The sequence below is a fragment of the Lewinellaceae bacterium genome (assembly GCA_020636135.1).
Classification (GTDB): domain Bacteria; phylum Bacteroidota; class Bacteroidia; order Chitinophagales; family Saprospiraceae; genus JAGQXC01.
This window is the reverse complement of sequence record JACJYK010000001.1, coordinates 1,481,015-1,505,483: the sequence shown is the minus strand read 5'-3', so window position 1 is coordinate 1,505,483 and position 24,469 is coordinate 1,481,015. Positions and strand designations below refer to the sequence as shown.

18 protein-coding genes are annotated in these 24,469 nt (G+C 48.1%); 11 read left to right on the top strand and 7 right to left on the bottom strand.

All coding sequences use genetic code 11. The features are described from left to right. The first annotated feature begins 38 nt into the window (after nt 1-38). Together H6570_05610 and H6570_05605 are read left to right on the top strand one after the other, a co-directional pair. Nucleotides 39-992 (top strand): LysM peptidoglycan-binding domain-containing protein, encoded by a 954-nt coding sequence (locus H6570_05610; GenBank protein ID MCB9318737.1) that lies wholly within the window; start codon nt 39-41, stop codon nt 990-992. Beyond that, nucleotides 992-2,350: a pyridoxal-phosphate dependent enzyme gene (locus tag H6570_05605; protein ID MCB9318736.1), complete on the top strand. Its 1,359-nt coding sequence runs from the start codon at nt 992-994 to the stop codon at nt 2,348-2,350. The genes H6570_05610 and H6570_05605 overlap by 1 nt, the downstream gene beginning before the upstream one ends. Before the next feature lie 10 nt (nt 2,351-2,360). Here the strand turns inward: H6570_05605 and H6570_05600 are convergent, their stop codons facing one another. Beyond that, on the bottom strand, nt 2,361-4,478 hold the full coding sequence (locus H6570_05600; protein MCB9318735.1) for a tetratricopeptide repeat protein: 2,118 nt from the start codon (nt 4,476-4,478) through the stop codon (nt 2,361-2,363). A 181-nt stretch (nt 4,479-4,659) separates the two neighbouring features. On the opposite strand from H6570_05600, the gene H6570_05595 reads away from it, so the two are divergent. Together H6570_05595 and H6570_05590 are read left to right on the top strand one after the other, a co-directional pair. Continuing rightward, the gene (locus tag H6570_05595; protein ID MCB9318734.1) at nt 4,660-6,210 is read left to right on the top strand and encodes a carboxylesterase family protein; all 1,551 of its coding nucleotides are present in this window, start codon (nt 4,660-4,662) and stop codon (nt 6,208-6,210) included. 128 nt (nt 6,211-6,338) lie between these two features. Continuing rightward, nucleotides 6,339-7,394 carry a PorP/SprF family type IX secretion system membrane protein gene (locus H6570_05590; GenBank protein ID MCB9318733.1) on the top strand — a complete coding sequence of 352 codons (1,056 nt, stop codon included), beginning with the start codon at nt 6,339-6,341 and terminating at the stop codon, nt 7,392-7,394. Between the two features lie 3 nt (nt 7,395-7,397). On the opposite strand, the gene ribB is transcribed toward H6570_05590, so the two are convergent. From ribB to H6570_05575, 3 genes are read right to left on the bottom strand one after another with little or no spacing between them, the layout of a single operon-like run. After that, nucleotides 7,398-8,516, bottom strand: a complete 1,119-nt coding sequence (gene ribB / locus H6570_05585; protein MCB9318732.1) for a 3,4-dihydroxy-2-butanone-4-phosphate synthase — start codon at nt 8,514-8,516, stop codon at nt 7,398-7,400. Beyond that, complete coding sequence (locus H6570_05580; GenBank protein MCB9318731.1) at nt 8,491-9,651, bottom strand: glycosyltransferase; 1,161 nt, start codon at nt 9,649-9,651, stop codon at nt 8,491-8,493. The genes ribB and H6570_05580 overlap by 26 nt, the downstream gene beginning before the upstream one ends. Before the next feature lie 30 nt (nt 9,652-9,681). Then, complete coding sequence (locus tag H6570_05575; GenBank protein ID MCB9318730.1) at nt 9,682-10,914, bottom strand: glycosyltransferase; 1,233 nt, start codon at nt 10,912-10,914, stop codon at nt 9,682-9,684. Nucleotides 10,915-11,115: 201 nt separating this feature from the next. On the opposite strand from H6570_05575, the gene H6570_05570 reads away from it, so the two are divergent. Further along, nucleotides 11,116-11,769 carry an ABC transporter ATP-binding protein gene (locus H6570_05570; GenBank protein MCB9318729.1) on the top strand — a complete coding sequence of 218 codons (654 nt, stop codon included), beginning with the start codon at nt 11,116-11,118 and terminating at the stop codon, nt 11,767-11,769. Here H6570_05570 and H6570_05565 read toward each other — a convergent pair. After that, nucleotides 11,766-13,178, bottom strand: a complete 1,413-nt coding sequence (locus H6570_05565; GenBank protein ID MCB9318728.1) for a DASH family cryptochrome — start codon at nt 13,176-13,178, stop codon at nt 11,766-11,768. The genes H6570_05570 and H6570_05565 overlap by 4 nt on opposite strands. Before the next feature lie 83 nt (nt 13,179-13,261). On the opposite strand from H6570_05565, the gene H6570_05560 reads away from it, so the two are divergent. The 4 genes from H6570_05560 (at nt 13,262) to H6570_05545 (ending at nt 17,138) form a co-directional block, all read left to right on the top strand. After that, the gene (locus H6570_05560; protein MCB9318727.1) at nt 13,262-13,675 is read left to right on the top strand and encodes a hypothetical protein; all 414 of its coding nucleotides are present in this window, start codon (nt 13,262-13,264) and stop codon (nt 13,673-13,675) included. Between the two features lie 3 nt (nt 13,676-13,678). Further along, the gene (locus H6570_05555; GenBank protein MCB9318726.1) at nt 13,679-14,293 is read left to right on the top strand and encodes an SCO family protein; all 615 of its coding nucleotides are present in this window, start codon (nt 13,679-13,681) and stop codon (nt 14,291-14,293) included. Then, the gene (locus H6570_05550; protein ID MCB9318725.1) at nt 14,280-14,669 is read left to right on the top strand and encodes a cytochrome c; all 390 of its coding nucleotides are present in this window, start codon (nt 14,280-14,282) and stop codon (nt 14,667-14,669) included. The genes H6570_05555 and H6570_05550 overlap by 14 nt, the downstream gene beginning before the upstream one ends. A gap of 69 nt (nt 14,670-14,738) precedes the next feature. Further along, complete coding sequence (locus H6570_05545) at nt 14,739-17,138, top strand: gliding motility-associated C-terminal domain-containing protein (protein ID MCB9318724.1); 2,400 nt, start codon at nt 14,739-14,741, stop codon at nt 17,136-17,138. A gap of 6 nt (nt 17,139-17,144) precedes the next feature. On the opposite strand, the gene treF is transcribed toward H6570_05545, so the two are convergent. Both treF and H6570_05535 read right to left on the bottom strand, forming a co-directional pair. Next, the gene (gene treF, locus H6570_05540) at nt 17,145-18,803 is read right to left on the bottom strand and encodes an alpha,alpha-trehalase TreF (protein ID MCB9318723.1); all 1,659 of its coding nucleotides are present in this window, start codon (nt 18,801-18,803) and stop codon (nt 17,145-17,147) included. Between the two features lie 21 nt (nt 18,804-18,824). Beyond that, on the bottom strand, nt 18,825-21,065 hold the full coding sequence (locus H6570_05535) for a TonB-dependent receptor (GenBank protein ID MCB9318722.1): 2,241 nt from the start codon (nt 21,063-21,065) through the stop codon (nt 18,825-18,827). 59 nt (nt 21,066-21,124) lie between these two features. Between H6570_05535 and H6570_05530 the strand changes: the two genes are divergently transcribed. Further along, the gene (locus tag H6570_05530) at nt 21,125-23,443 is read left to right on the top strand and encodes a hypothetical protein (protein MCB9318721.1); all 2,319 of its coding nucleotides are present in this window, start codon (nt 21,125-21,127) and stop codon (nt 23,441-23,443) included. A gap of 174 nt (nt 23,444-23,617) precedes the next feature. After that, nucleotides 23,618-24,466, top strand: coding sequence for a Ku protein (locus tag H6570_05525; protein ID MCB9318720.1), 849 nt, complete (start codon nt 23,618-23,620; stop codon nt 24,464-24,466). Nucleotides 24,467-24,469 lie beyond the last annotated feature (3 nt).

Genomic DNA, 24,469 nt, shown 5'->3' with positions numbered 1-24,469 from the left:
TACATTTTTTTAACATATTTTTGTTAGAAATAGAACCTATGCGCTGGATTTTACCGCTTCTGTTATGGGCTCAGTGGTCCTGGGCAACCGGCAACCCAACCAGTTACCTCACGCTTAAGGATACCATAATCGTGCATATTGCACCCGATGATCAAAAGGTCTTCAACCACATTGTTGAAGCAAAGCAAACGCTTTATTCACTCGCTCGGTTCTATGGATTGGATGTCTATCAAATCTATGACTACAACCCCTGGTTGCGCAACCGGGTATTGGCGGTACACGATACCGTCATTGTTGCATTGGATGAGCACCTGCTGGTCACCACGCGCGATGGCAATCCCAATGAATACGTTCCGGTGTTTTATTCGGTCCGCAGTTCTGACAATTTATTCCGGATTGCCAGAAGATACTTCAACCAGAGCATTGAAACTATCCGGGCACTTAACCACCTCGAAGACAATACATTATCCATCAATCAAAAACTACTCGTAGGATACATCAGCATTCAGGGGGCGGCTTCTGTTAATCCCGTGAACAAACCGATTTTAGTTAATCAGTCTATTGAAAATCAGGAGTCAGCCCCTATTCTTTCCGCCAGCAAGCCATTATCGATCGATGAGTCAACCGGACTACCGAGCGAAAAACCTTCCATCCGTGAGGAGGTTACCGAATTGGAGGACGCCTTTACTACTCCCAAGATCTCCTATGCTTACGACGAGCAAAGGGGAGTAGCCCTCTGGAATAAAGACATCCGTCAGAAGAGCGACCTATATGCGATGATGCGTGATGCTCCCATCGGCTCTACTGTTCAGATCACCAATCCAATGATCAACAAGACGGTATATGCCAAGGTTATTGCCAATATGCCCGAAGCCGTTTATCCGAACAATGTATGCATTATCGTATCCCCCGGAGTTGCCAACCTCCTCGGGGCGGTGGACTCCAAATTTTTCGTAAAAGTTAAATATCTTGCGCCCCAAATCGTAAAATAATGCACTATTGCCAGAATGTCCTTGAAACCATCGGCAACACCCCGATGATCAAACTAAACAAGGTTGTCAAGGATATACCAGCTCTCGTGCTCGGCAAAGTGGAAACCTATAATCCGGGCCATTCCATCAAAGACCGGATGGCGCTGAAGATGATCGAAGTTGCCGAAGCGCAGGGATTGCTAAAACCCGGCGGGACCATCATCGAATGCACCAGCGGGAACACGGGCATGGGCCTGGCCCTCGCCGGGGTGGTCAAAGGCTACCATTGTATATTTACCACCAACGATAAACAGTCGAAAGAGAAAATCGACATGCTGAAAGCGTTGGGTGCAGAAGTTATCGTATGCCCGACCAATGTCACACCGGATGACCCGCGCTCCTATTATTCCGTGGCCGACAAGCTGAGTAAAGAAATTCCCAACTCATTCTGGTGTAATCAGTACGATAATTTAGCGAATACTCAGGCCCACTATGAATCGACCGGACCGGAGATCTGGGATCAGACCGAAGGAAAGATCACCCATCTTGTCGTTGGTGTTGGCACGGGAGGTACTGTTTCCGGTACCGCCAAATTCCTGAAAGAGAAAAATCCCAACATCAAAGTGTGGGGTATTGACACATACGGCTCGGTATTCAAGAAATATAAGGAAACCGGGATATTCGACGAAAAGGAGATCTACCCCTACATCACCGAAGGCATCGGAGAAGACATCCTTCCTAAGAATGTCGACTTTAGTCTGATCGATCATTTTGAAAAAGTCACCGACAAAGATGGCGCTCTGGCAGCGCGGCGGTTAGCCCGGGAAGAAGGTTTGCTGTTGGGATATTCAGCAGGATCTGCGCTGGCTGGATTGCTGCAAATGGCTGATCAGCTCACTGCTGACGATGTGGTGGTAATCATCTTTCATGATCACGGCAGTCGTTATGTGGCTAAAATCTTCAATGACGACTGGATGCGTGATCGAGGCTTCCTGGATCATGAAAAGTCCGTACGAGACATCCTCGGCACTAAAAAAGGTGATGAATTTATCGCTGTGAAGGAATCAGACCGGGTGCGAGACATCTTTGAAATGATGAAATCTGCTGATATTTCTCAGGTTCCGGTTATGCAGGAAGGCAAAGTCATCGGATCCATTACTGAGACCGCCATCCTGAAATACCTGCTGGACAATCCGATGAAGCATGCAGATGAGCCGGTATCCGGTATCATGGGTCCTCCTTTCCCGCTGGTGGACCGTACCATTAAATTAAAAGAACTGCACCGCTACATCACCCGCGAAACGCCGGCAGTGCTGGTTGAGGATGGTCAGGGTGGCTATAATATCATCACCCAGTACGACCTGATCCACGCGGTGTGATACCGTGGTCTTACTTGCAATACTGATCAATGTAAGATTGAGCGCGGCTGGATTTGAGCTTAAGTGCCGTTTTGAAAGAATTACAAGCCTGACTGTTCTTGCCCAGCTGAGTATAACTTAACCCACGTTCAATGTACGGGTCTGGCTGATTGGCATTCAGTTTAATCATGGCATTAAAGACTTCAACTGCCGATTTGTAATCCTGTGTTGTATTTAACAATTTGCCTTTCATCATCAGTGCGTTGTAATTGTTATTATTTGCCTCGATGAGCTGATTCAAAAGATTTAAGGCAAGGTCATTTTTATTCTGATTACGCAGTTCACTGGCCATCAACCAGGTTACATAACTATTTTCTGGTTCGGCTTTACTGGCCTGAATCAGATCGGCCCTCGCCTGATCCAAGAATCCTTTCCTTTCATTCAGCTCCATTCTTCTGACATACAGTTCAGCGATATCCGGATGCTTGGCAATCGCATCATCAATAACCTTTTCAGCTGGCTCTTTACCATCTGTTTTGACAAAAATGAGTGCCTGGTTATTGATATCCTGTGAAAATACTTTCGCCAGTAGCACAAAATTCTTATTCCCTTCAAGCTTGCCTTCCGGCACATTGGAACCCAGCCGGTTTGAAAAATGACTTTCCCAGATACAAATGCTTCCTTCAGGCGCCTTCTCAATTTCCTCGAGTTTCATCAGTGAGAATTTGGAATCATTGCGATTATAACCAGCTGTCCAGTAAAACCACCCATGTGAAGCGAATGTCATAGGGGCACTTTCAAATCCCAATTCTTTATAGATATTAACCACTTTTTCCATCATCTGACGCTCGAGATTGGAGTTGGCCTGAGGGTTTTCAGTTATCAACGTGTGAGAAGCCAGCAGTGTAAACGTGAGCCCGAGCAGAACAACCAGGTACCATTTATTATTGTCCTTCTTGCGGAGAAATAGTGGCCCGATAAAAGTAACCAGTGTTAAAATTCCGACAATGGGCAGATTAAAATAATCCAGTTTATCTTCCACCAAATGGTGCAGTCTGATGTGATTTCTGAAGAAAAATCCGGTTAGTATTAAGCTGATTACAGCACCTGCCCGGATAAGCGTCCAATTGGTTTTTTTTAGGTTACCGGTCATACCAAGCATCCATTCGTTCAATCCCCATAAAGCGATCATCGCGGATAGTGGTGAAATGGGAATCAGATTCCTTAAAAATCCTGCAGACTGACCCAGGTTCACCTTCCACGCAAAAAGGGTATAGACCAAAAAACCAAGATAAAATTGACCATCAATCAGCCAGCTGACTGATTTGCTTTTTATTCTTCCCAGGATGCCCAGAAGAAAGAAAAAGAAAATGGTAGGACCAATTACGTAAAAGTATCTCCTTAGGTAAGTATCCGCCGGTTGATGACCATACCGGTTCTCATCCGGGGCACCATGCAGGACCGTATTAACGACATAGAGCGGATCTCCTTCGATAACCCAGCCTGCAAGATCCCAGAGCAGTACTCCTGCTCCGAGAAGGGGTATCATTTTCCATTGCTTGTTCATTAAAAGGACCCATGCCCAAAGAATCAGTAAAACGGACATCTCTGCACGCGCCAGAGGAAGTAATGCGCCGACAAGGGCAAAAAGCAACCATTTCTTTTCAAGGGCCAGATAAATGCCTGCACTGATAATGGTTGCAGCCAAGGGTTCTGTCATCGCATCCCTCCCCACTCCAAGAAAGTACGGTTGAAGCATCAGAAAAGGAATAGCCATAAAGGCAAAATTCCATTTTAGCAACTTGCTGCTTTTGTACAAAAAATAAGCTCCCGCTCCGGAAATGGCCGACATCATGATCGGTATAATCGCCTTTCCTAAATGCACCGGAAGGAAAAAAAGAACGATGAACAGCGGCCGGTTCCAGAAAGAAATAAACTGAGAGGGGTCATGGATTGCAGCAAGGGCATTGAAATAACGGGTTGGACAATCTTCATCCCAGGTCGCGCTGCTGGACAAGCCCCAAATGACGTAAGTCAGATACATCAATCCCAACAGGATCCAGGCAATTTGTTGTTCTCTTGATTCCAGCCAGGGCAGCTTTAAGATTAATACCTGGTTTTTCGAACTGGATTTGCGCCTGGATGGCATTTTAGATTGGGCACCCATCGATTCTTTTTAGATCATTTGGAGGTTAAGACTATCCAAATTAAATTGATTTATCGATTTATCCGGGATTTGTCGACTTCACCCGTATAAATTAATTCCTTCCTGTCAATTTCAATCCATTTCCGAAATTAAGAATGTACTTTGTTATCCAATGCATATGTCTATGACAACCTATTTTCAATTGATCTTCAGCTTTCTTCTTTTCTTCGGCAATTGCCGGGAAAATGTGATGGTTCAGGATCCTGTTGCGGTCACCGGAGGGCTAATTTCCGGTGAATACCTTGACCAGGCTCAGGTTCATACTTACAAAGGTATTCCATTCGCCGCCCCGCCGGTTGGCAATAACCGGTGGCGTGCTCCCCAGCCGGTCATCCCCTGGCAAGGTGTGCGTGCATGCACCTCATTTGGGCCGAGCCCGATGCAATCCAAACCTGTGCCTTTCATGTACTGGTCCAGAGAATTCCTGATTCCTGAAAGCCCCATAAGTGAGGACTGCCTTTACCTGAATGTCTGGACCGGAGCCAAAGACCCCAATGAAAAAAGGCCGGTACTGGTCTATATTTATGGTGGAGGATTTCAATCCGGTGGCACCGGGTGCGCCATCTACGACGGTACCGCCATGGCCCAGAAAGGGATTGTATTCGTCAGCATCAACTATCGCGTCGGAAGCTTTGGATTTTTTGCACATCCGGAACTTACGGCTGAATCAGGGTACGGTGCCTCCGGAAACTACGCCCTGCTGGATATGATCGCCGCACTGAAGTGGGTGCAAGACAACATTACTGCGTTTGGTGGCGATCCGAGCCAGGTAACCATCGCCGGTCAGTCCGCAGGTTCTTTCGCTGTTAATTTTTTAACGGCTTCTCCCATGGCTAAAGGCCTGTTTATCCGTGCTATCGGTGAAAGCGGAGCGAATTTTTATTCAAATCCCAGACGAGGGCCTGCTGACCTTAAGTCCGCGGAAAATGCAGGATTGGAATATGCCCGCACGATGCAGGCAGCCGATCTGGAAGCATTGCGCAATTTGCCGGCCGAACAAATCCTTTCGACCTACCGCAGTATTTCCTGGCCCATATCCGATGGTTATGTTCTACCCGGCACCGTAATGGATATTTATCAGGCTGCGAAGGAAAACAAATTTGCCTTGCTAGCCGGATGGAATGGGAATGACGTCATCATGGGGCCACCAGCTAATCAGGATGCATTCCGGTCCACGATGGAAAAGCGTTTTGGTGAAGAAGTATCTCAACTTTGGGAGGTGTACCCTAATAACTCACAAGCGCAATCGGATGCCGTCCAAAAAGCCATAAACCGGGATGAATCGTTTGGGGTTCAGGTGTACACCTGGGCCAGGATGCATTCAGCCAACGGCCAGCCGGCTTACGTATACAACTTCAACCGCAGCTTGCCGGCTTATGATGCAAGTACGGCCTTTGGCGCCTTCCATAGCGGTGAAATAGTTTATGCCTACGATAATCTGAATACGGTAGACCGGCCCTGGAAAGCAATAGACCATGAAATTGCCAACCTGCTTTCATCTTATTGGGTCAATTTCGTGCGTACTGGTAATCCTAATGGTGAAAATCTGCCGGACTGGCCTGCGTTTGAAACCAAATCCAACCTAACCATGATTATTGATACGGTCAGCCACAGCGAACCGCTCCCTACCCTGCCGCAGATTCAATTTTGGGAAAACTATTATCAAAACCACTGAGGCTTTAACCGCCAGATATCGGGCCATTCTGAACACTTTCGTCGGTACGCAGGAAAGTTGAGCATGGAAATTGAATACCTTTATGCCAATATGATCTGTTTGAAATCGTTATTCAATAAACTGTGTACATGCAACGATTCGCCGGCTTGACGATTGTTTTGCTCGTGTGTTTTAGTTCCGTAAAGGGCCAGGACCGTTATTTCTCCCAGCAATTTGCTAATCCCATGTATTCAAACCCTGCGCTGACGGGAATTTTCCTGGGAGATTACCGGACGTCAGTGACTTACCGTTCTCAATGGCCCATGGCTTTGGAAAATCCTTTTTCCAGCTTTGCGCTGAGCGCAGATGTCAATGTAAAACTCAAAGGTAAATCCTTCTTCAGCAATGATCGGGTTGGTGCCGGCGTCCAGTTTTTTGCCGACAAATTGGGAGGATTTGATTTTAACACCAACCAGATCTCCCTTTTCGGCGCCTATCACAAGACACTCGATGTGCCCAGCCAGCTTGTTCTTTCTCTGGGCTTCCAGGCAGGTATCGTCCAGAAAAATGTCAATTACGACTACCTGCGTTTTGGAGATCAGTTTTTAGAAGGTTCCGGATACTCAAACCCTACTCAGGAGCCCGCAGCTGAAAATAATTATGGATACAGCGATTATGCAGTGGGCCTTAATCTGGGAAGATCGCCCACTGACGGGATTAAATTCGTCACAGGACTTGCGATGCACCACTTTGCAACGACTAACATCTCGTTCTTCCGCCAGCTGGATGATGCCGCCGTTATACCAAACAAAGTCAACCTTTTTACCCGGTTGACCGGTTACGCCCAGGCTGAAATGCCGGCAGGAGACGGATTTGCCATATCCCCCAGGGTATCCTACATCAATCAGGGTCCACATCGGGCGTTACAGGCAGGTAGTCAGTTTTTATTTGACCTGACTTCTGACCGTTCACGGGTTTTGTACCTGGGAGCCTGGACACGATTTACCAATCAAATGGAAAAATTTGGAGCTGAAAGCCTGACTGCTTTTGGAGGTTTGAAGCTGGGTGCAGTATTGGTAGGTTTAAGCTATGATACAAACATCAGCGGAATCGCTTCTGCATTCGGTCAACGGGGTTCCATTGAGTTTTCACTCATCGTTATCGGGAACACGGATAGTGACGGGATCTATTGCCCCGAGTTCTAGTGCTTATAACTGAACCACTTCTACAATTTCCAGTCCATATCCCTCTAATCCAATGCGTTTGCGCGGATGACGGCTCAGTAATTTGATCTTGCAAATATTCAGCTCACGAAGTATCTGGGCACCGATGCCAAAGTCTCGTTGGGGAGCGCCGTGCGGAACGGTCTGCCCGGTCCAATTCTTCAATTGGTTGATGATGGATTCTCCATCACCATGGCGCATGAACAAGATGACTCCGGTTCCTTCCTCCACGATGCGATCCATGGCTTTCTGCATTACCTGGCTGTTGTCATCCAGCAAGTTAGCCAGCAAATCGCCTGTTCCCATAGAGGAGTGTACCCGCACCAATACCGGCTCATGGTTTTTGATATTGCCTCGAATGACAGCCAGGTGAGTGTCTCCGGTGGTAATCTGGTTAAATACTTTAACTTCAAGTTGTCCGAACTGGGTATCGAGATGAGTTGAATATACTTCATTCACGATGCGTTCATGCCGCATCCGGTAAGAAACCAGGTCTTTGATCGAAATCACTTTGAGGTCATGCCTGGCGGCAATTTCAATCAGCTGGGGTAGCCGGGCCATTGTCCCATCTTCATTGAGTATTTCGACCAGAACGCCAGCCGGGTAAAATCCTGCCAGCCGGGCCAGATCGATGGCGGCCTCAGTGTGCCCGGTTCGGCGCAATACCCCGCCAGTCTTGGCTTTAAGCGGAAATATATGTCCGGGACGGGCGAAATCCTCCGACTTTACTTTCGGGTCGACCAGGGCTCGCACACAGGAAGCGCGGTCGTGTGCAGAAATTCCAGTCGTACATCCATGGCCAATGAGATCAATAGAAACGGTAAATGCCGTCTCATGCAATGCCGTGTTATCCTGTACCATCATGGGCAAACCCAGTTCTTCCACCCTTCTTTCATCCAGCGGTGCACAGATCAGACCACGTCCATGCGTCGCCATAAAATTGATAATTTCCGGTGTCACACATTGCGCGGCACAGATGAAATCCCCTTCATTTTCACGGTCTTCATCATCCACGACGATCACCACCTTGCCAGCTTTGATATCTGCTATTGCTTCCTCCACTGTATTTAAAAGAATCTCATGATTCGTTAGACTGACCGACATGCACTAACAAGTTTTCAAGTTGTTCATTAAACAAGTTCCACTGATAATGGTTCCGCACAAAATTACGTCCATTTTCTGCTATTTGCAGGTAATACGCTTCATCTTCTAATAAGGTCCGGATAGCATCCCTGAATTCTGCGGGGTTTTGTGCTACCATCAGGTGCTGTCCCGGTATGCCCTGAATGGAATTATTGACGGTGGGTGTTGTGATGGTGGGTAACCCCATTGACATCGCTTCCAGGATCTTGTTTTGCAGTCCTGCCCCTTCCCATATCGGCGCCACAAATAGTCTTGCTTCGGCATAGGAAGAACGGATATCTTCTATCCAACCGGTCACTTCAATGTCCGGCGCCGCAAGTCGTTTCACTTTTGGGTCCGGGCGGGCTCCGGCGATCTGCCACCTCATTTTATTAGTAATTAAGGGTTTGATTTCCCCGATCAGGTATTGTGCAGCCTTGATGTTGGGGTAATACCCCATATTTCCGGCAAACAACACATCCACCCGTTTAGTAACCGAAGGACGAGGCTGGTAATAGGCGGTATCAATCCCGTTAGGAATAACCTGCATGCGGTGTTTTGCATGCAAAGGCATGGCCAGGCGGTCGAATTCAGAAATGATGACCTGGGCATCGTAATCAAAAAAACAATGTTTTTCAAAACGCCGTACTTGTCTGCTCTCCCAATGCCAAAACCATCGTTCGGCAAGGGAAGACTGCTTAGCGCGTCTTTCCGTGTTCAGAGAAAAACAATCCATAAAGTCAATCACCTTCGGAAAAGGTAAATTGCGGGTATACATAGCGGAGCGAATCAGCTGCGTATAGATAACATCCGGATTGTGTTTGAAAATGATCTGTTGAATCTGAGATTTGATATGCCTGCTGTAGAAATAACCCACCTGTATCGGCAATCCCCGTCCCGGAGCACGAACCAGATTTAAGACAATCTGCCATTTCTTTAGCTGGATGGGATGCACCGCACTACACCATTGCTTCAATGGCGAAAGGTCATCATCCGGAGATTCGGTGAGTCCGATCAGGATGATCTCATGATGTTGGCTTAGAAACTGGATCTGATGAAATAGTCGAAGCTTATCGCCTTTTTCGATGGGAAAGGGTATGCGAGGTGCTACGATCAAAATTTTCACCGCGCAAAGGTAGCAATCTCTTTAGGTGTGCACATCAGCCACCGTGTGCTTAATCACTTCCTGACGATAAATTTCCAGAAGTTCCAGGGCGATGCGTTCATTATTAAAATGGGTTTCTACGAACTGACGGGCAGCTTCGCCTATATCTTTTAGATCTTCCGGATGGTTCAGGTAGTACTGTATGGCAGAAGCAAATTCCTGAGGATCATCCGCTATTACGATCTCTTTGCCATTGGTTGCCTGTATGCCTTCGGCCCCCAGGGAAGTCGTGATTACCAGTTTGCCAAGTGCCATGCCTTCAAGGATCTTAACGCGCATCCCTCCGCCAGAGCACAATGGGACGATCAATAACGGGAATTGACGCATGTATTCAAGTGCATCTGAAACCTCACCGTGAACGATAACTTTGTCATTGCCCAGTGATTTCACTTCGCCAGGTGTATTCCTTCCGGCGATGTGCAATTCAACTTCGGGCATGCTTGCCTCCACCTTCGGCCAGATCCCCTGCATAAACCAAAACAGCCCCTCCTGGTTGGGCATCCAATCCAATGCCCCAATAAATCCGATACGCCTGTTTGGCTGATCCGCCAACCTGCGGCCCCCGGAATAATGTTCAAGATTCAACCCTATCGGCGATAAATGAACCCCGTCGTGATAACCCATTTTACGGTATTGCTGCAAATCCCGCTCGGTGAACGTTACCAGCAGATCATAATCTTCCAGGTAGGCTTTCTCAAAGCGTTTTAACTGCTTGCTGATGTGCCGGAAATACCATTTTCTGAGCCCAAACGCATAGTTATCCGACATTCGCTCCCAAATCTCGTATTCCACATTATGGGCACGCATGACGATCAATCCTTTTGAATTCGCCCTGATCGCCGGGATATAAGGACACAAATAAGCAGTCTCCAGCTGGATAACATCGTACTCCTGATCCTGTAATAGCTGCACCAGTTTTTCTTTGAAGGCAGCGGAAATAAATCGTTCTACATTGTAAGACTTATTGAGAATCAGATGTTTAAATGCCTCAATGTATGAGATGTTGTTATCGATGTATACCGTTTCAATCTGGGTATAGTGGTCAAAATCTTCCGGTAACTGTTGCAGGTCTACATAATGCTTGCTGGTATTCATAGCCAGCAGGGTAATGGAACATCCTTTTTGCTGAAGTGCCCGGCTGATGTACGTATTGGCGATAGATTCTCCGTCTTTAAGAGGATATGGAAACTTTTTACAGACTTGAAGAATCTTCATATGGATGGTTTCGGACCGGCCTGTGATAACAAAGATAGGAGCAATGTACCAAATCCTTGTCGTTTATTGCAAAACTCTTCTGGCCTTCTCTCCCATAAAGACCACCTGAATCGTTGAATCGTTTAAATAACGCATTAAATTTTATTTTATTTACAGTCGGATCACAATTATCCACCCAAGTATATGCAGGAAGCAGAGATCATTGTCCAGGCACAGGATGTACAGAAGTTTTATGGTGAATTGCATGTGTTGAAAGGTGTGGACCTGACTATTCGCAAAGGTGAGCTCATTGCTATTGTCGGTAAATCAGGCGCTGGCAAGAGTACCTTGCTACACCTCCTCGGTACTCTTGACCGGGCAACATCCGGAGAGATCATCATCGGGCAGCAAAACATCCTAAAACTGGTCAAGAATGATTTGGCAAGATTCCGGAATGAAAAAATAGGCTTCATCTTCCAGTTTCATCATTTGCTTGACGAATTCACCGCCCTTGAAAATGTCTGCATACCGGCGCTTATTCACCAGGCTGACCGTTCAAAAACCGAAGCTAGGGCAAGGGAAATGTTAACCTACCTTGGTTTAGAGGATCGTCTTGACCACAAACCGGCTCAGCTTTCGGGAGGTGAACAGCAGCGTGTGGCCATCGCTCGCGCCTTGATCAACAATCCTGATATCATCCTGGCCGATGAGCCTACAGGCAACCTGGATACCCTCTCTTCCAGAGATATTCACGCCCTGATCCGTCAGCTTGCCCATGACCTTGGACAGACCTTTATCATTGTAACCCATAATATGGAACTCGCAGAGCTTTGTGACCGGGTTCTGACCATGCAGGATGGCAAGATCCTGGACTAGATCCAGCGGTCGGTTTCAATCAATGGAAATGGATAAGTGATCCCCAGGCGAATCCCTGCCCCACGTAGGACCTCCTGGTCAGCCTGATCGGGAAGATGGATGGTTGCGCCTTCCAGACGGGCCAGTTCCGGTACCCAGTCCCGCACAAAATCGCCCCGGGGATCATACCGCTTTGCCTGGCTGTATAAATTAAAACTGCGCTCTTCCCGCAAATCTGGCCCAATGCCGGCGACCTGCTGCCAATTTCCATAATTTGAACAGGGATCGTAGTCAATTAACTGGGATTCGAAATATTCAGCGCCCAGCAGCCAATCCAGCTTCAAGTCATGGACCAGGAAACCGGATACCAGCTGACGACCGCGATCGGACATAAATCCAAACTGCCGGAAATACCGCATGTTTGCATCGACAACCGGAATACCTGTTTTGCCGGAGATCCATTGATGTAGCAATTCCCAGTCCCGCAAACCAGACACCCGATGGCCACGGATTCCCTGTTGCTGAAAAATCAGGTTGCCATGTTTCTTGGCCATCAAGCGGTAGTAGTCCCTCCACAGCAACTCATGGATTAATGCCTCTGTTGAGGCGCTCGATCCAAAAGCGGATTCATATTCTTTCACCTTCCAGTAGACAGTCTTTGGCGACAGACATCCTTGTGAAAGATAGGCAGAGAAGTGGCTCGATGCGTCCACCCCGTCGAATATATTATGACTTTCCTTGTAATGATCAATCGATCGTGTCTCCCACAGGTAATGATTTAAGCGTTCCAGTGCCGCCGATTCACCGCCCGGAAGAAATGTCCCCGGAGTTTCGGACAGATGAAAATCACTAAATTGAGGTAAAGTGCCGGCTTCCAGATGAGCAGGCAGAGGAGGGAGATCCTGAACCATGTCAGGCAAGGGCTTGCGCACGGGGGTAATGGGTTCGGTTTCTTTCCGAAACTGGGTAAATGCATCGGGTGCGTGCGTGACCGGAAAGGGCAGGTCCGCCGTATAATAGAGCATCTTCCCCCGCGAATAGCGCACTTCCTGTCCTATAGACCACAGACGCTGTTCAAGGGCATCCTGAACCAGCACTTCTTCCCGGGTCCGTTCCCGGTTACAAAAGACCCAATTGGTTTTCAATGCCTTGGCCAGATCGAAGAGTTCATTTTCCGGATGGCCTGTCCGGACAACCAGATCCGAGCCTAATTTTTGCAACTGATTTCTAAGATCGGCTACGGCCTGGATAATGAACCGGGCACGATGTTCCCCAGTCTTGGGGAAGCCAAACCTGGTTTTTCCCTTAAAATTCCGGGTGTCAAATACGTACACTCCGAATACCTCGTCAGCCGACTCCAAGGCATCCTGGAGCGCCTCATTATCGTGTAAGCGCAAATCTTGTCTAAACCACACCAATGCTCTTTTCATACCCGGGAAGTATAGAAACCGTGCTATCTAATCAACCTGCTTTAATACAATTTGTTTTAAAATTGCAGCAAATTACCAGGACCATGAAAACAGGATACCAAATTGGGGTATTGTTTCTTTTAATGGCAGTTTTCAGTTGCCAGGAAGATCATGCCATAGAGAATGCCTATGCACAGGTATTGGCTCTGCACGATGAAGTGATGCCGCAGATGAGTACCATGAGCGGGCTTGAAATGACCCTTCAGGAAATTGTCAAAGACAGCACCATCAGCCAGTCCGGCCTTGATTCTTTGCAGTCATGCCTCAAACAACTGGGAGATGCAGAAGAAGGTATGTGGGAGTGGATGAATCAGTTCAAGAAGCCGGAGGCTGGAACCGATAAAAGTGAAGCCCTGCGTTACCTTGACGATAAAAAGGAGTCCATAAAGGTGGTAGGTGAAGCCATGACTTCCAGTATGGAATCCGCTCAGAAATTGGTAGACCAGTATAAAAAATAATTCATGAGATATTTAGTGTTCATTACCCTGGCGATCGCCGTCATGGCTTCCGGTTGTCAGGAAAAAAAACCATTGCCCATCATTGGCAATATTGAAACCACATCAGACGGAGACACCATCTATCCGGTGATCCGGGATTTCTCATTCATCAACCAGGATAGCCAGGTTGTGACCAATAAAGACCTGCTGGGTAAGGTTACGATCGCTGATTTCTTTTTCACGTCCTGCCCTTCCATTTGTCCCATTGTTAAAAAGCAGGAGCTAAGGCTATACGACCGCTTTGATAACTATCCGGACCTGCTCCTGGTCTCGTTTACCATTGATCCGAAAAGAGACACGCCGGAACGCCTGCACTTATATGCCCAAAATCTTGAAGCAGATCCGAATCGTTGGGTCTTTCTGACAGGACCCAAGGATGAATTACATGCCATATCCAAAGATTATGTAAGCATTGTTTTGGAGGATCCGGATGCTCCCGGCGGATTTGACCACAGTGGCCGACTGATCCTGGTCGATAAAAATGCTCATGTGCGCTCTTTCTGTAATGGCACAGACCCCAAAGAAGTAGACCGATTTATGGAAGATGTGCAATGGTTATTGGATAATGGCGGCGAATAATCGTGCAAATTTCATTCTGATTATCAGCCTGGTGGCACTTTCCTGGAATTGCGGTGTCCCGGAAGAAGGGGAATCATTGTATGCCGAACATTGCGTTAATTGCCATATGGCGGATGGTAGCGGTTTGCAGGGTATCATTCCCGCCATCAATGAGTCACCGGTAATCCGCGGCCCTTATCAGGACCTCGCATGCCTGCTGTATAATGGCAGACAAACTGTCGATACCACCAAATCATTTGTAGCTATGCCATCATTCAATACCCTGACGGAAACCCAGATAGCCAATTTGATCAATTATGTAAAAAAGCAATGGACGGTGGATCCCCGTTTTGTCAGTGAGCAAGAGGTTGTGAAGGCCGTTAAGGCTTGTCAATAATTGTTAATATCTTACGTTTTAGTTCTATATTACGCTGCAAAATTTGAACGCATCTATAATCGGAACCATATGAAGCAATTCATCCTCCCTCTATTTTTGTCCTTATGCTTCAGTTTGAATCTGGCATCGCAAGATCTCGCGGTGCGCTATGTTTCCAGTATCGGGGCTGCAGGGTTGACCGAAGGATGCGCGACCATTCCCGATACCATCTGCCTTCAACTGACACAACCTATTACTTCACCGGTTACCATTGATGTATCATTCGGAGGCACAGCGACCAACATCTCGGATTATACCACCAGCCTGCCTGATCACATCAGTTTCATCCCGGGAGAAGGCGAAAAATGTTTTACACTTTCAGGGATTCCGGATGAAGCAATCGAACAGGAAGAAATAATGCTTGTTTTCAGCCTCAACGGAAATGCACTGCAACAAATGACCATACCAGTACTGGAGACCGGGGATCTGAAGGTTCAGATCAATGAGACCAACCCGCTGTTTATATGCGCCAGTATTCCGGTTTCTCTCTCCGCGAGTAATTCCGTTTCCTATCAATGGTCTGGAAATTCCACCACGTTTGACGATCCCGCATCGGCCTCAGTCATTGCGACAACAGGCTCTTCAGATCGAATTATTGTGACCGGAACAACCGGAACCTGTATCTCTGCGGACACCCTGGAATTAAATGTTTCCGCACAAACGATTACCGCTGAAGCATTGGATCCGACCCAGATATGCGAAGGAACTTCCGTACGACTCAAAGCCACCGTTGATGGAATTGGGAGCGGCCCTGCATTCCACTGGGAACCATCGGATGGTATTGCTGATCCTTCAGCGAGTGAAATCATGGTCACACCCAGCCAGGATATCGCCTATATTGCCTTGATCCCATTGGCTAACTGCACCATATCCGATACGGTCTCGATTCAGGTAGATCCATTTTCACCGGCATTACTCACCGGAGGCGACACATCAATTTGTCAGGGCGAGGCATACCTGCTGGCCTATCCTACCCTGGATAAAACCACCGATTACGAGTGGAAACCCGGCACCTATCTTGATGACTCCACTTCTGCCAGCCCGGTTGCCCGGCCGGAAGACACCACTACTTACCAGGTCATCTCAACCTCTGCGCGTGGTTATTGTGCCGACACCAATATGGTCACCATCAACATCATACCCATCGACATTCAGTTGAATGCTGAAGATACTGTTGAAATTTGTCTCGGAGATGACCGGGTAGTTAACCTGAACGCATCTGATTTCAACCTGACAATAACAGTTTCTCCCAGTGACAGCACGGTGATTTACAACGGCAGCAGCTCCATTCGCTTTATGCCCGAAGTGTCCACGACCTACATCTTAAAAATATCCTCCAATGCTACCGGTTGTGTAGCATTCGATTCCATCTATGTTCGCGTAGATTCATTACCCAAAATAGATACCATCTGGGCGGTACCTCCCAAATCTCCCTATTGTGAAGGAGACGACATTGTATTGATTTCTCCATCGTATGACCAGGCTAAATACCCGGATATCGCATTCACCTGGACACCGGATCAGGGTATTGCCATGGATGAAAATATGTTCCTCAACCTGCGCCTTGTGGCTCAGCCTGACACCATTACCTATACACGGAAGACCGTCAATCATGCTTGTATGCAGGAGGACTTCCTGGAGATCCCTTCCATCGATACGATCATCGACATCTTCCCGATGGATACGGTCGTCTGCCCCGGCGAAATGGTACAACTTTCCGCCCCGGAGCTGAATGATCCGGACTTCATGATCGGTAAGAATGAATGGAGCGGAGATCCCATCAATCTTTGCAAGCAGTGCGATATGCCCAAATACATGGTTTCCATGGATATCAACGCTTCCATCAAGGGAACCAAATTGGGTTGTCCCCAGAGTGGCAGTGCAACGATGAGTAATTTCCCTCCCACAGGCGCACAAATTGTAGTGGACCCGCTTAGTGACAGTGCCTATGTCAAATCGATCATAAACCTGACCGTTGAGACCGATCCCAGAATCACCGATTTTAGCTGGACCCAGGGAAATCAAAACATTGGTTCGGGAAAAAGCATCCAGGTATCAGAAGACAAAGAAGGTACAAAAACCTACATGGTCAGTTTCACCGATCCCAACGGATGCCCGGGAGCTGCCATCGTTTCCATCCGGTGGGTTATTCCCAAATATCATGTGGATATTCCCAACGCATTTACGCCTGATGGAGATGGATTGAATGACCGCTTTCGGCCGGTTAACCTGCGTGGCGCCGAACTGGATGACATGCTGATATTCAACCGTTTCGGTCAATTGGTTTATCAGGGAAATAGTCCTGATGGCTGGGATGGCACTCAGGGAGGTCAAAAAGCTCCCTCGGATACCTACGCTTACATCATGAAATTCAAATTGATCGACGGTTCCATTGATCAACGGAACGGGACGGTTATCCTGATCCGTTGAATCGATTTATTTGGGACCCTCTACCGATCCCCACCGCAAATCCAGATTTGCTTGCAGGGCGAGCCATACGCCGTTGGTCCAGCCGAAGCCATCCTGATTTGGATATTCTCCGCCCCCGGCCTGTTCTCCGGTCAGGTCGGTAACGATGTATTTTTCGGTCATCTTCCCCGTATTGCGATAGACGTCCTGATTGACCCGCATCCAGCGCTCTTTTATGGCGTCGGCAAGGTCATCCAGGTTATAATTTCTTAATCCGACAATAGCCATCCATTGTAAGGGCGCCCATCCGTTTGGTGAATCCCATTGCTGACCGGTATTGAGCAGGGTTGTCATCAGGCCTCCCGGTTTTAGGAATAACCGTTCCAGGAATTTTGCTGTTTTCTCTGCTTCCTCCTGCGTGGCTATCCCCATATACAAGGGATAGACCCCGGCCAGTGAAGGGCTGCCGGCGGGTCGTTTTTGTGCCCACCAATAATCGATGAAATAACCATTGATATTGTCCCAGCAGAGTTTCCGCAATTCATCTTCACGGTACTGCATCCGCTGCTGGTAATAGGACACGGCTTCAGGGTCTCCCAATTGTTCTGCGCCTAACGCCAATACCTTTTCCAGATGATAAAGTAAAGCATTGAGGTCAACAGGAATGATCTCTGTGGTCACAAGGCTACTCAGATCCCTTGCTCCGTCCCGCATCCAACGGGAACTGAAATCCCAGCCCGATTCACAAGCTGCCCGGATATTTCGATAAAGGACCGTGTCAGCATCCGCACTATTTTTCGCCAACTCAACATCTTCGCGGTAAGATTCGGGTCTGGGACGCGGACTATCGTCCCAATAACGGTTGAGGACGCCCATATTGTGGGCACGGACCACACGACGGTAAGCAGTCATCGGCGTCGGTATCTTGTCAATGCCATCCGTCCAGAAAAGGTATTCTTTCAACAACTCGGGATAATACTTTTTATATACTTCTGGCCCGTCATTAGAAGCCAGCAGGGATACCATTAATGAAAAAAATGGAGGTTGTGACCGGGTCAAGAAGTACGTGCGGCTTCCATTCGGGATGAAACCGTAAGTATCAATCAGAAATGCAAAATTTTCTATCATATCCCTGATGAGATCCCATCGGTCAGAGACTGACAATCCAAGCATGGTGAAATAACTATCCCAATAATAGATTTCCCGGAAACGTCCTCCGGGCACCACATAGGGCTTAGGCAGGGCAATCAGCGATCCCGGCTGCTGTGGCTCCGGCTGCCGGGTCAGGATCGGCCAAAGACTTTTCAGGTGCTCGCCCAGATCCTGTCCTTTATCCGACTGATAATCCGTTGCCTTTGATGCAGGGAGGTTGAAATTCCCTTCAACAAATGCCTTTAACTTATCTCCGTCAAGTGGACGCTCATGGTCGTATTTTCGAATAATTTCTTCGATGTTTCCTTTCGGACCTGCGTCTGCAAAAGTCTTGGAATCCGGATAAAGATGCGCCATCTCTACATCATGGAATAGGGCTCCTTCCACCAGATCAGGAGCATCCTGGGCGGTCGGAGGAGATAAAATGGTTGGTGTAGTCTCCGGAACTTCAGACTTTTTACCGGCATCCTGCTGGCAGGCAACGATCAGAATTCCTGCAACAGCCAGGTACATGATTTTTGACAAATGCTTCATCATTGAACATTAAGTACTTGATTACCAATGAAACTGCACCACGATCAAGGGCAAAACAGGCAATTGATCCACCCGCTGATAATGGATGCGGTCAAAGTAAAATATATTTTTCCGATTGAATACATTGATACAAGAAAGCGCAACATCCAGTTGCCCTCCCCAGCTATATTTCCATTGTTTACCCAGCTGGACATCCCACCTGAGATAATCCGGTAGCCTTCCCTGAAAAAGGGGTTTCTCATACAGGACTGCAATGGTGTTTCCGGCATCGGCCACGTCCGTAAACAGGCCGTCTTCCCAATTCAACATCGGATAAAACCCGGCAGTACGGGTAAATGGAAATCCACTGCCCACCTGTCCGCGAATGCTAGCATACCATCCCGGATCGCCTGAGGACCACCGCAAGAGGATGTTGGCCTGGTGTCGCCGGTCAAATATTGCGGGTAACCAGCCACCACTTATGGTCCGGTTCGCATGCGCATAGGTATAATGGCCTCCCATGTTCCAGTGGCGGTTTGTCCATTCAGCAGCCAAAGATACCCCATAGCTCAACCCCTGTTCGGTGGCAAAATCAGGATCTGCCACCTTGCGCTTATCCCGGTTTATTTCTATCAATTGATCAAACCACTTCAGATACACTTCCGACTTGAGGGTGAGGCCATTGTGCTGCCATTGCAATCCGGTGCCTGCATGCCATGCCGTCTGTACATTGTAGGGTACTGTTTCCCCTGAATTATTATACAGCAGGCCTTCCGGACCGGTAATGAAAGCCTGGAAAAAATGAACCACGTCCTGATTGGACCGGGCAGTCACCAGATTTTGACTGTACCTCCCTCCGGCAAGGGTCCATTGCCACTGAGGTAACGGCTTCCACTGCACCAGAATCCGGGGTTCCAAGGAAAGGTAGGAGACCGAAGCGTGGTAATGCAGTCGCAGTCCGGGCTCAATCCGCCAGTGCTGCCAGGATCGGTCATAAAGACCGTAAACAGCCAACTCTGAGGCATTATCGCTGCGGTTAAAGGTAATGTTCCGGTAGTTTTTAAAGGTGAGATCACTGCGGATAGCATTCAAAGCAATCCCATATTCCAGTCTATTTTCCGCATGACCGTTGGCAAACCATAGCTGAGCATTGGCTTGCTTGTAACCGGTAGAACGGGGTACTCCTTCCTCCAGAAAGTTCAGACGGTAATCGCTGTATCCCACACTCCCACCAATCAGGTAGTCCGATTGGAGGGGCAGTACCCGGAACTGCATGCCATAACCCTGGTTTTGCCAGCTTACTGAGGTGTTGGCAGCCAATGGCACCTCGTCACTGATCTGTAAAGAGGTAAAGGATAACTTGGATCCATTCTCCCCCTGCCAGGTCGTTTTCATGGTGATATCCCGGAATTTAAAGTCCAGGGCATCACGGTAGGTAGCCGGAATGGCATCCTTTAAGTAAGGCCAGAGCGCTTCTCTCCCCGCAACCAGCCAGGTCCATTGCTGGTCCCCTCTGGCATAAATCCTTCCCTGCAACCTTACCTGAGCTGATAGCGGGTCAACACCGACCATCCCTTCCAGCGGCTTGCTGGCTCCTTCCCGCAAACGCAAATCCATGACTGAAGATAACCGGCCCCCAAAATTGGCGGGATAGGCTGATCCATATAAGGTCACTTGTTGAATGGCATCAGCCGGAACAACCGAAAAAGCACTCAGTGAATGGAATGCATTAACAACCGGTATCCCATCAATGATCAATAAATTCTGATGGGGATCACCGCCTTGAATATACAATTGTCCTCCCTGGTCACCGGTTGTGATGACACCGGGTAATTGGGTCAGAAATTGAGCCAGGTCTCCCTGCCCTAAAGAGGGCATTTGCTGGATACGATCCGGTGTGATCCAATAATTCCCTAGTGATGAAACGGGAATTTGTTGATTGCTTCCGGTTACTTCTACAGTCCCCAGATTGATGGCATCGCTGTTTAACCGGATCTTCTGATACCATACTTCACCGGCCGCGAGGTCAATGGATTGGGTAAGGGTCTGATATCCGAGATATTGGACTGAAAGTTCGTACAGGGTATCCTTCAAATGGGAAAAACTGAAATAACCTTCGTCGTCGGTGGTTGTAGCCTGGCGATTGAGCTGAACCAGGGCAAAAGACAATGCTTCCCCTGACTCGCGATCAATCACATGACCTCTGATGATCCCGCTTTGGGCCGAGGCAGAAGTCCCTGCCAGAAAAAGAATCCAAAAACAAAACTTTAAGCCTGGATGCATACGTGTTGGCAAAGTTAAACCTTCCCATGCAAACCAACGATGATTACTACCTTTAAGGTATGGCGGGTAATACGCAAGTTGTGGAAATCGATGGACACCGTATTAAACTGTCCAACCTGGAGAAAGTCCTCTTTCCTGACCAACAGATCATCAAAGCCGAGGTCATCCAGTATTACCTGAAAATTGCACCATATTTTCTCCGGCACAACAAATACCGTCCCCTTTCGCTTGTCCGGTACCCGGATGGAATTGCCAGCCACGAATTCTTCCAGAAAGACCGCCCATCCTGGGCACCGGACTGGATAGAATCAATCCGTCTGGGCAAGGAGGAAAAGAAGGACTACATTTTCCTTACCAATGCAGCATCCCTGGTCTGGCTGGCCAATCTTGCCTGTCTGGAAATGCACATCATGGAATTCACCAAACAGGACCCGGAGCATCCCGACCTGATGGTTTTTGACCTTGACCCGGCACCCGATATGACCTTCGAACAAGTGAAACAAATTGCCTACCTGCTCAAGGAACACCTGCTGGAATTTGATTACCACCCGTTTGTGAAGACCAGTGGAGGCAAGGGCCTGCATCTCTTCTGCCCAATTGCACCGTCCAACACCCATGGAGAAGTATTCCAGGCGGCGAAAGATCTTTCCGAAAGCTTCATCAAAAAATATCCGCAACTCGGGACGCTGCAGCTGCGTAAGGATAAGCGTGAGCAAAAGTTGTTAATCGATATATACCGTAACCGGGAAACGCAAACAGTGGTAGGTGCATACAGCCTGCGGGGCAAGCCGGGGGCACCGGTATCCATGCCAGTTAGCTGGGAAACATTAGGGGATATCGGATCTTCTCAGAGTTTTTTTCTGAGGGAGGCGTTGGATCATGTGGAAACAAATGGGGATGCCTGGGAAGGTATGCACAGCCAGGCGGTGTCTATCCATACACATCGGGTGCAAAAAACGACAACGCCCTTCAATCCGGACGGTGTAAAACACAAGACTCCGGAGCAGTTGGAAGAATATGCTGCCAAACGTGATTTTTCCAATACGCCCGAGCCACCTCCCGCAGTCACCTCCGGAACAGGACACGCTTTTGTAGTTCACCGTCACCATGCCACTACGCTGCATTACGACCTGCGGCTGGAGGAAGATGGCGTATTGAGGTCCTGGGCGGTCCCCCGTGGATTACCACCGGAACCGGGCATCAAACGCCTCGCAGTGGAGACCGAGCCGCATCCCCTGGCCTACCTGACCTTTGAAGGTGAAATTCCAAAGGGTCAGTACGGTGCCGGTTCCATGTGGATATTCGCTTCCGGCCAATATCGGAAGACTAAGGATAAAAAAGATGGATTCTACTTTCAACTCACCGGTTCACGCTGGGAAGCTGAATACCGCATCCACCATATGAAAGAAAAAGAGTGGCTACTCGAAAGGGTTTCGCCAGCATTACATCATCCGTTTGAAAGCACCTGGCAGGTCATGCTTGCGGAACAAACCACCAGGATCCCAACCGGATCAGATTTCCGTTTTGAAGTTAAATGGGACGGTATCAGGGCACTGATACTTATTTATGAGGGCTCAATACGTATCCTTAGCCGGAGCGGGCGTGAATTGACCCAACAGTTTCCCGAATTAGTGTCATCCCTCTCCTACCTGAAAGCATCCAATGCTGTCCTTGATGCAGAGATCGTTCGTCTTGATGAGGTGGGCAGACCGGTCTTCAAGCAGGTCATCAGCAGGTTGCATCAATCTCATGCCGGCAAGATTGAGCGACTTTCCAAATCAGCACCTGTCGTTTGCTATCTTTTTGACGCCCTCTACCTGGATGGCCGAAGTATTACGCAGGAGCCATTGGCACGGAGGCGAGCCTGGTTGCAGGACCTGATCAAATCAGGGTCTCCCTTCCGGTTCAGTTCCGATGTGGAGGATGGCGCTGCCCTTTACGATGCTGCCCAGAAAATGGGACTCGAAGGTATTATGGCGAAAAGGGCTGACAGTTTTTACTATCAGGGCAAACGTTCTTCCGACTGGTATAAACTCAAGTTTCGCGATACCATGGAATGTTACATCGCGGGTTTCACAGAAGGACAGGGAGAAAGAGCATCCGTGTTTGGAGCACTTCACCTGCTGCAAAAGCAGGACCAGGGTTGGGTATACAGGGGCAAAGTGGGTACTGGTTTCGACACCGACTTTATGCAATACCTGCGCGAAAGGCTTGATACCTTAACCATCGTGTCAAAACCATTTGATACCCCTACACCGGATGATAAGGTTAGTACCTGGGTGAAACCGGAACTAATCTGCGAGGTCGAATATGCCTCCATCACCGATCAGGGCACATTAAGAGAGCCCGTGTTCAAGAGCCTGATGGAAGACAGGTAAGCGGTAGAAATTTAAGATTTAAGATTGGGGATTTGGGATTTGGGTTATCAGTTGTAAGGTTTGGGTTTGAAACGGGAACACGAAATACGTAAACACCTAAGCACTTAAACACCTGAACACATAATTAACTCAAAGAGGCACAATAATTGATACATAATCAAAAAATATCATATTATGCTTCGAGCCATCTGGAAAGGTTATATCCGGTTCTCCCTGGTGACCATCCCCATCCGCATATATAGTGCCTTAGAGTCTTCTGCTACCATCTCGTTCAAACAGTTGCATAAGGAAGACAACGGCGCAATCGGCTACGATAAGAAATGTAAACAATGTGGTGAGGTTGTAAAAACACAGGACATCGTGAAAGGGTATGAATACGAGCCTGATCATTTTGTGATCATGCAGGACGAAGACTTTGACAAAATAAAACTCAAAAGCACAAAAGTCATTGACATCGAAGCCTTTGTGGATGCTTCTGAAGTTCATCACACACTCTTTGACGCTCCTTACTTTGCAGGACCTGATGGAGAGGTTGCCCAGCAAGCCTACGGACTTCTCATGGAAACATTGCGCAAGTCGAACAAGATGGGTATCGGCCGCGTGGTGTTGAGGGATCGTGAAAATGTGGTCCTGATAGCACCATTTGAGTCCGGCCTGTTACTGTATAAATTGCGGTATCCGGAGGAACTACGGTCTATGAATCAGGTGCCACAAATTGGCGATGTAAAAATTGACGAAGCACAGCTTAATCTTGCCAATACACTGGTTGACACCATGACCAAACCTTTTGCCGATCTGGAATTAAAAGATCGCTACCGGGAAGCTCTTATGGAAATCATTGACGCCAAGATAGCCGGAAAGGAAGTCATCGCCCGCGTCGAGGAAGATGCTCCGGTTGTGGATATTATGGCCGCACTTCAAGCCAGTATCAGTCAGGCAAAGTCTCAGATGAAACCAATGAAAAAAGCCACTGGTGAAGCTAAAGAAGAAAAACAGGAGGAGAAAATCCGCAAGATATCCTGAACG

Excerpts from the sequence above, each read along its gene's own strand:
- H6570_05610 (MCB9318737.1), top strand. The coding sequence starts at position 39 with ATGCGCTGGATTTTACCGCTTCTGTTATGGGCTCAGTGGTCCTGGGCA.
- H6570_05605 (MCB9318736.1), top strand. The coding sequence starts at position 992 with ATGCACTATTGCCAGAATGTCCTTGAAACCATCGGCAACACCCCGATG.
- H6570_05600 (MCB9318735.1), bottom strand. The coding sequence starts at position 4,478 with ATGCCATCCAGGCGCAAATCCAGTTCGAAAAACCAGGTATTAATCTTA.
- H6570_05595 (MCB9318734.1), top strand. The coding sequence starts at position 4,660 with ATGACAACCTATTTTCAATTGATCTTCAGCTTTCTTCTTTTCTTCGGC.
- H6570_05590 (MCB9318733.1), top strand. The coding sequence starts at position 6,339 with ATGCAACGATTCGCCGGCTTGACGATTGTTTTGCTCGTGTGTTTTAGT.
- ribB (MCB9318732.1), bottom strand. The coding sequence starts at position 8,516 with ATGTCGGTCAGTCTAACGAATCATGAGATTCTTTTAAATACAGTGGAG.
- H6570_05575 (MCB9318730.1), bottom strand. The coding sequence starts at position 10,914 with ATGAAGATTCTTCAAGTCTGTAAAAAGTTTCCATATCCTCTTAAAGAC.
- H6570_05565 (MCB9318728.1), bottom strand. The coding sequence starts at position 13,178 with ATGAAAAGAGCATTGGTGTGGTTTAGACAAGATTTGCGCTTACACGAT.
- H6570_05560 (MCB9318727.1), top strand. The coding sequence starts at position 13,262 with ATGAAAACAGGATACCAAATTGGGGTATTGTTTCTTTTAATGGCAGTT.
- H6570_05555 (MCB9318726.1), top strand. The coding sequence starts at position 13,679 with ATGAGATATTTAGTGTTCATTACCCTGGCGATCGCCGTCATGGCTTCC.
- H6570_05550 (MCB9318725.1), top strand. The coding sequence starts at position 14,280 with ATGGCGGCGAATAATCGTGCAAATTTCATTCTGATTATCAGCCTGGTG.
- H6570_05545 (MCB9318724.1), top strand. The coding sequence starts at position 14,739 with ATGAAGCAATTCATCCTCCCTCTATTTTTGTCCTTATGCTTCAGTTTG.
- treF (MCB9318723.1), bottom strand. The coding sequence starts at position 18,803 with ATGAAGCATTTGTCAAAAATCATGTACCTGGCTGTTGCAGGAATTCTG.
- H6570_05535 (MCB9318722.1), bottom strand. The coding sequence starts at position 21,065 with ATGCATCCAGGCTTAAAGTTTTGTTTTTGGATTCTTTTTCTGGCAGGG.
- H6570_05530 (MCB9318721.1), top strand. The coding sequence starts at position 21,125 with ATGGCGGGTAATACGCAAGTTGTGGAAATCGATGGACACCGTATTAAA.
- H6570_05525 (MCB9318720.1), top strand. The coding sequence starts at position 23,618 with ATGCTTCGAGCCATCTGGAAAGGTTATATCCGGTTCTCCCTGGTGACC.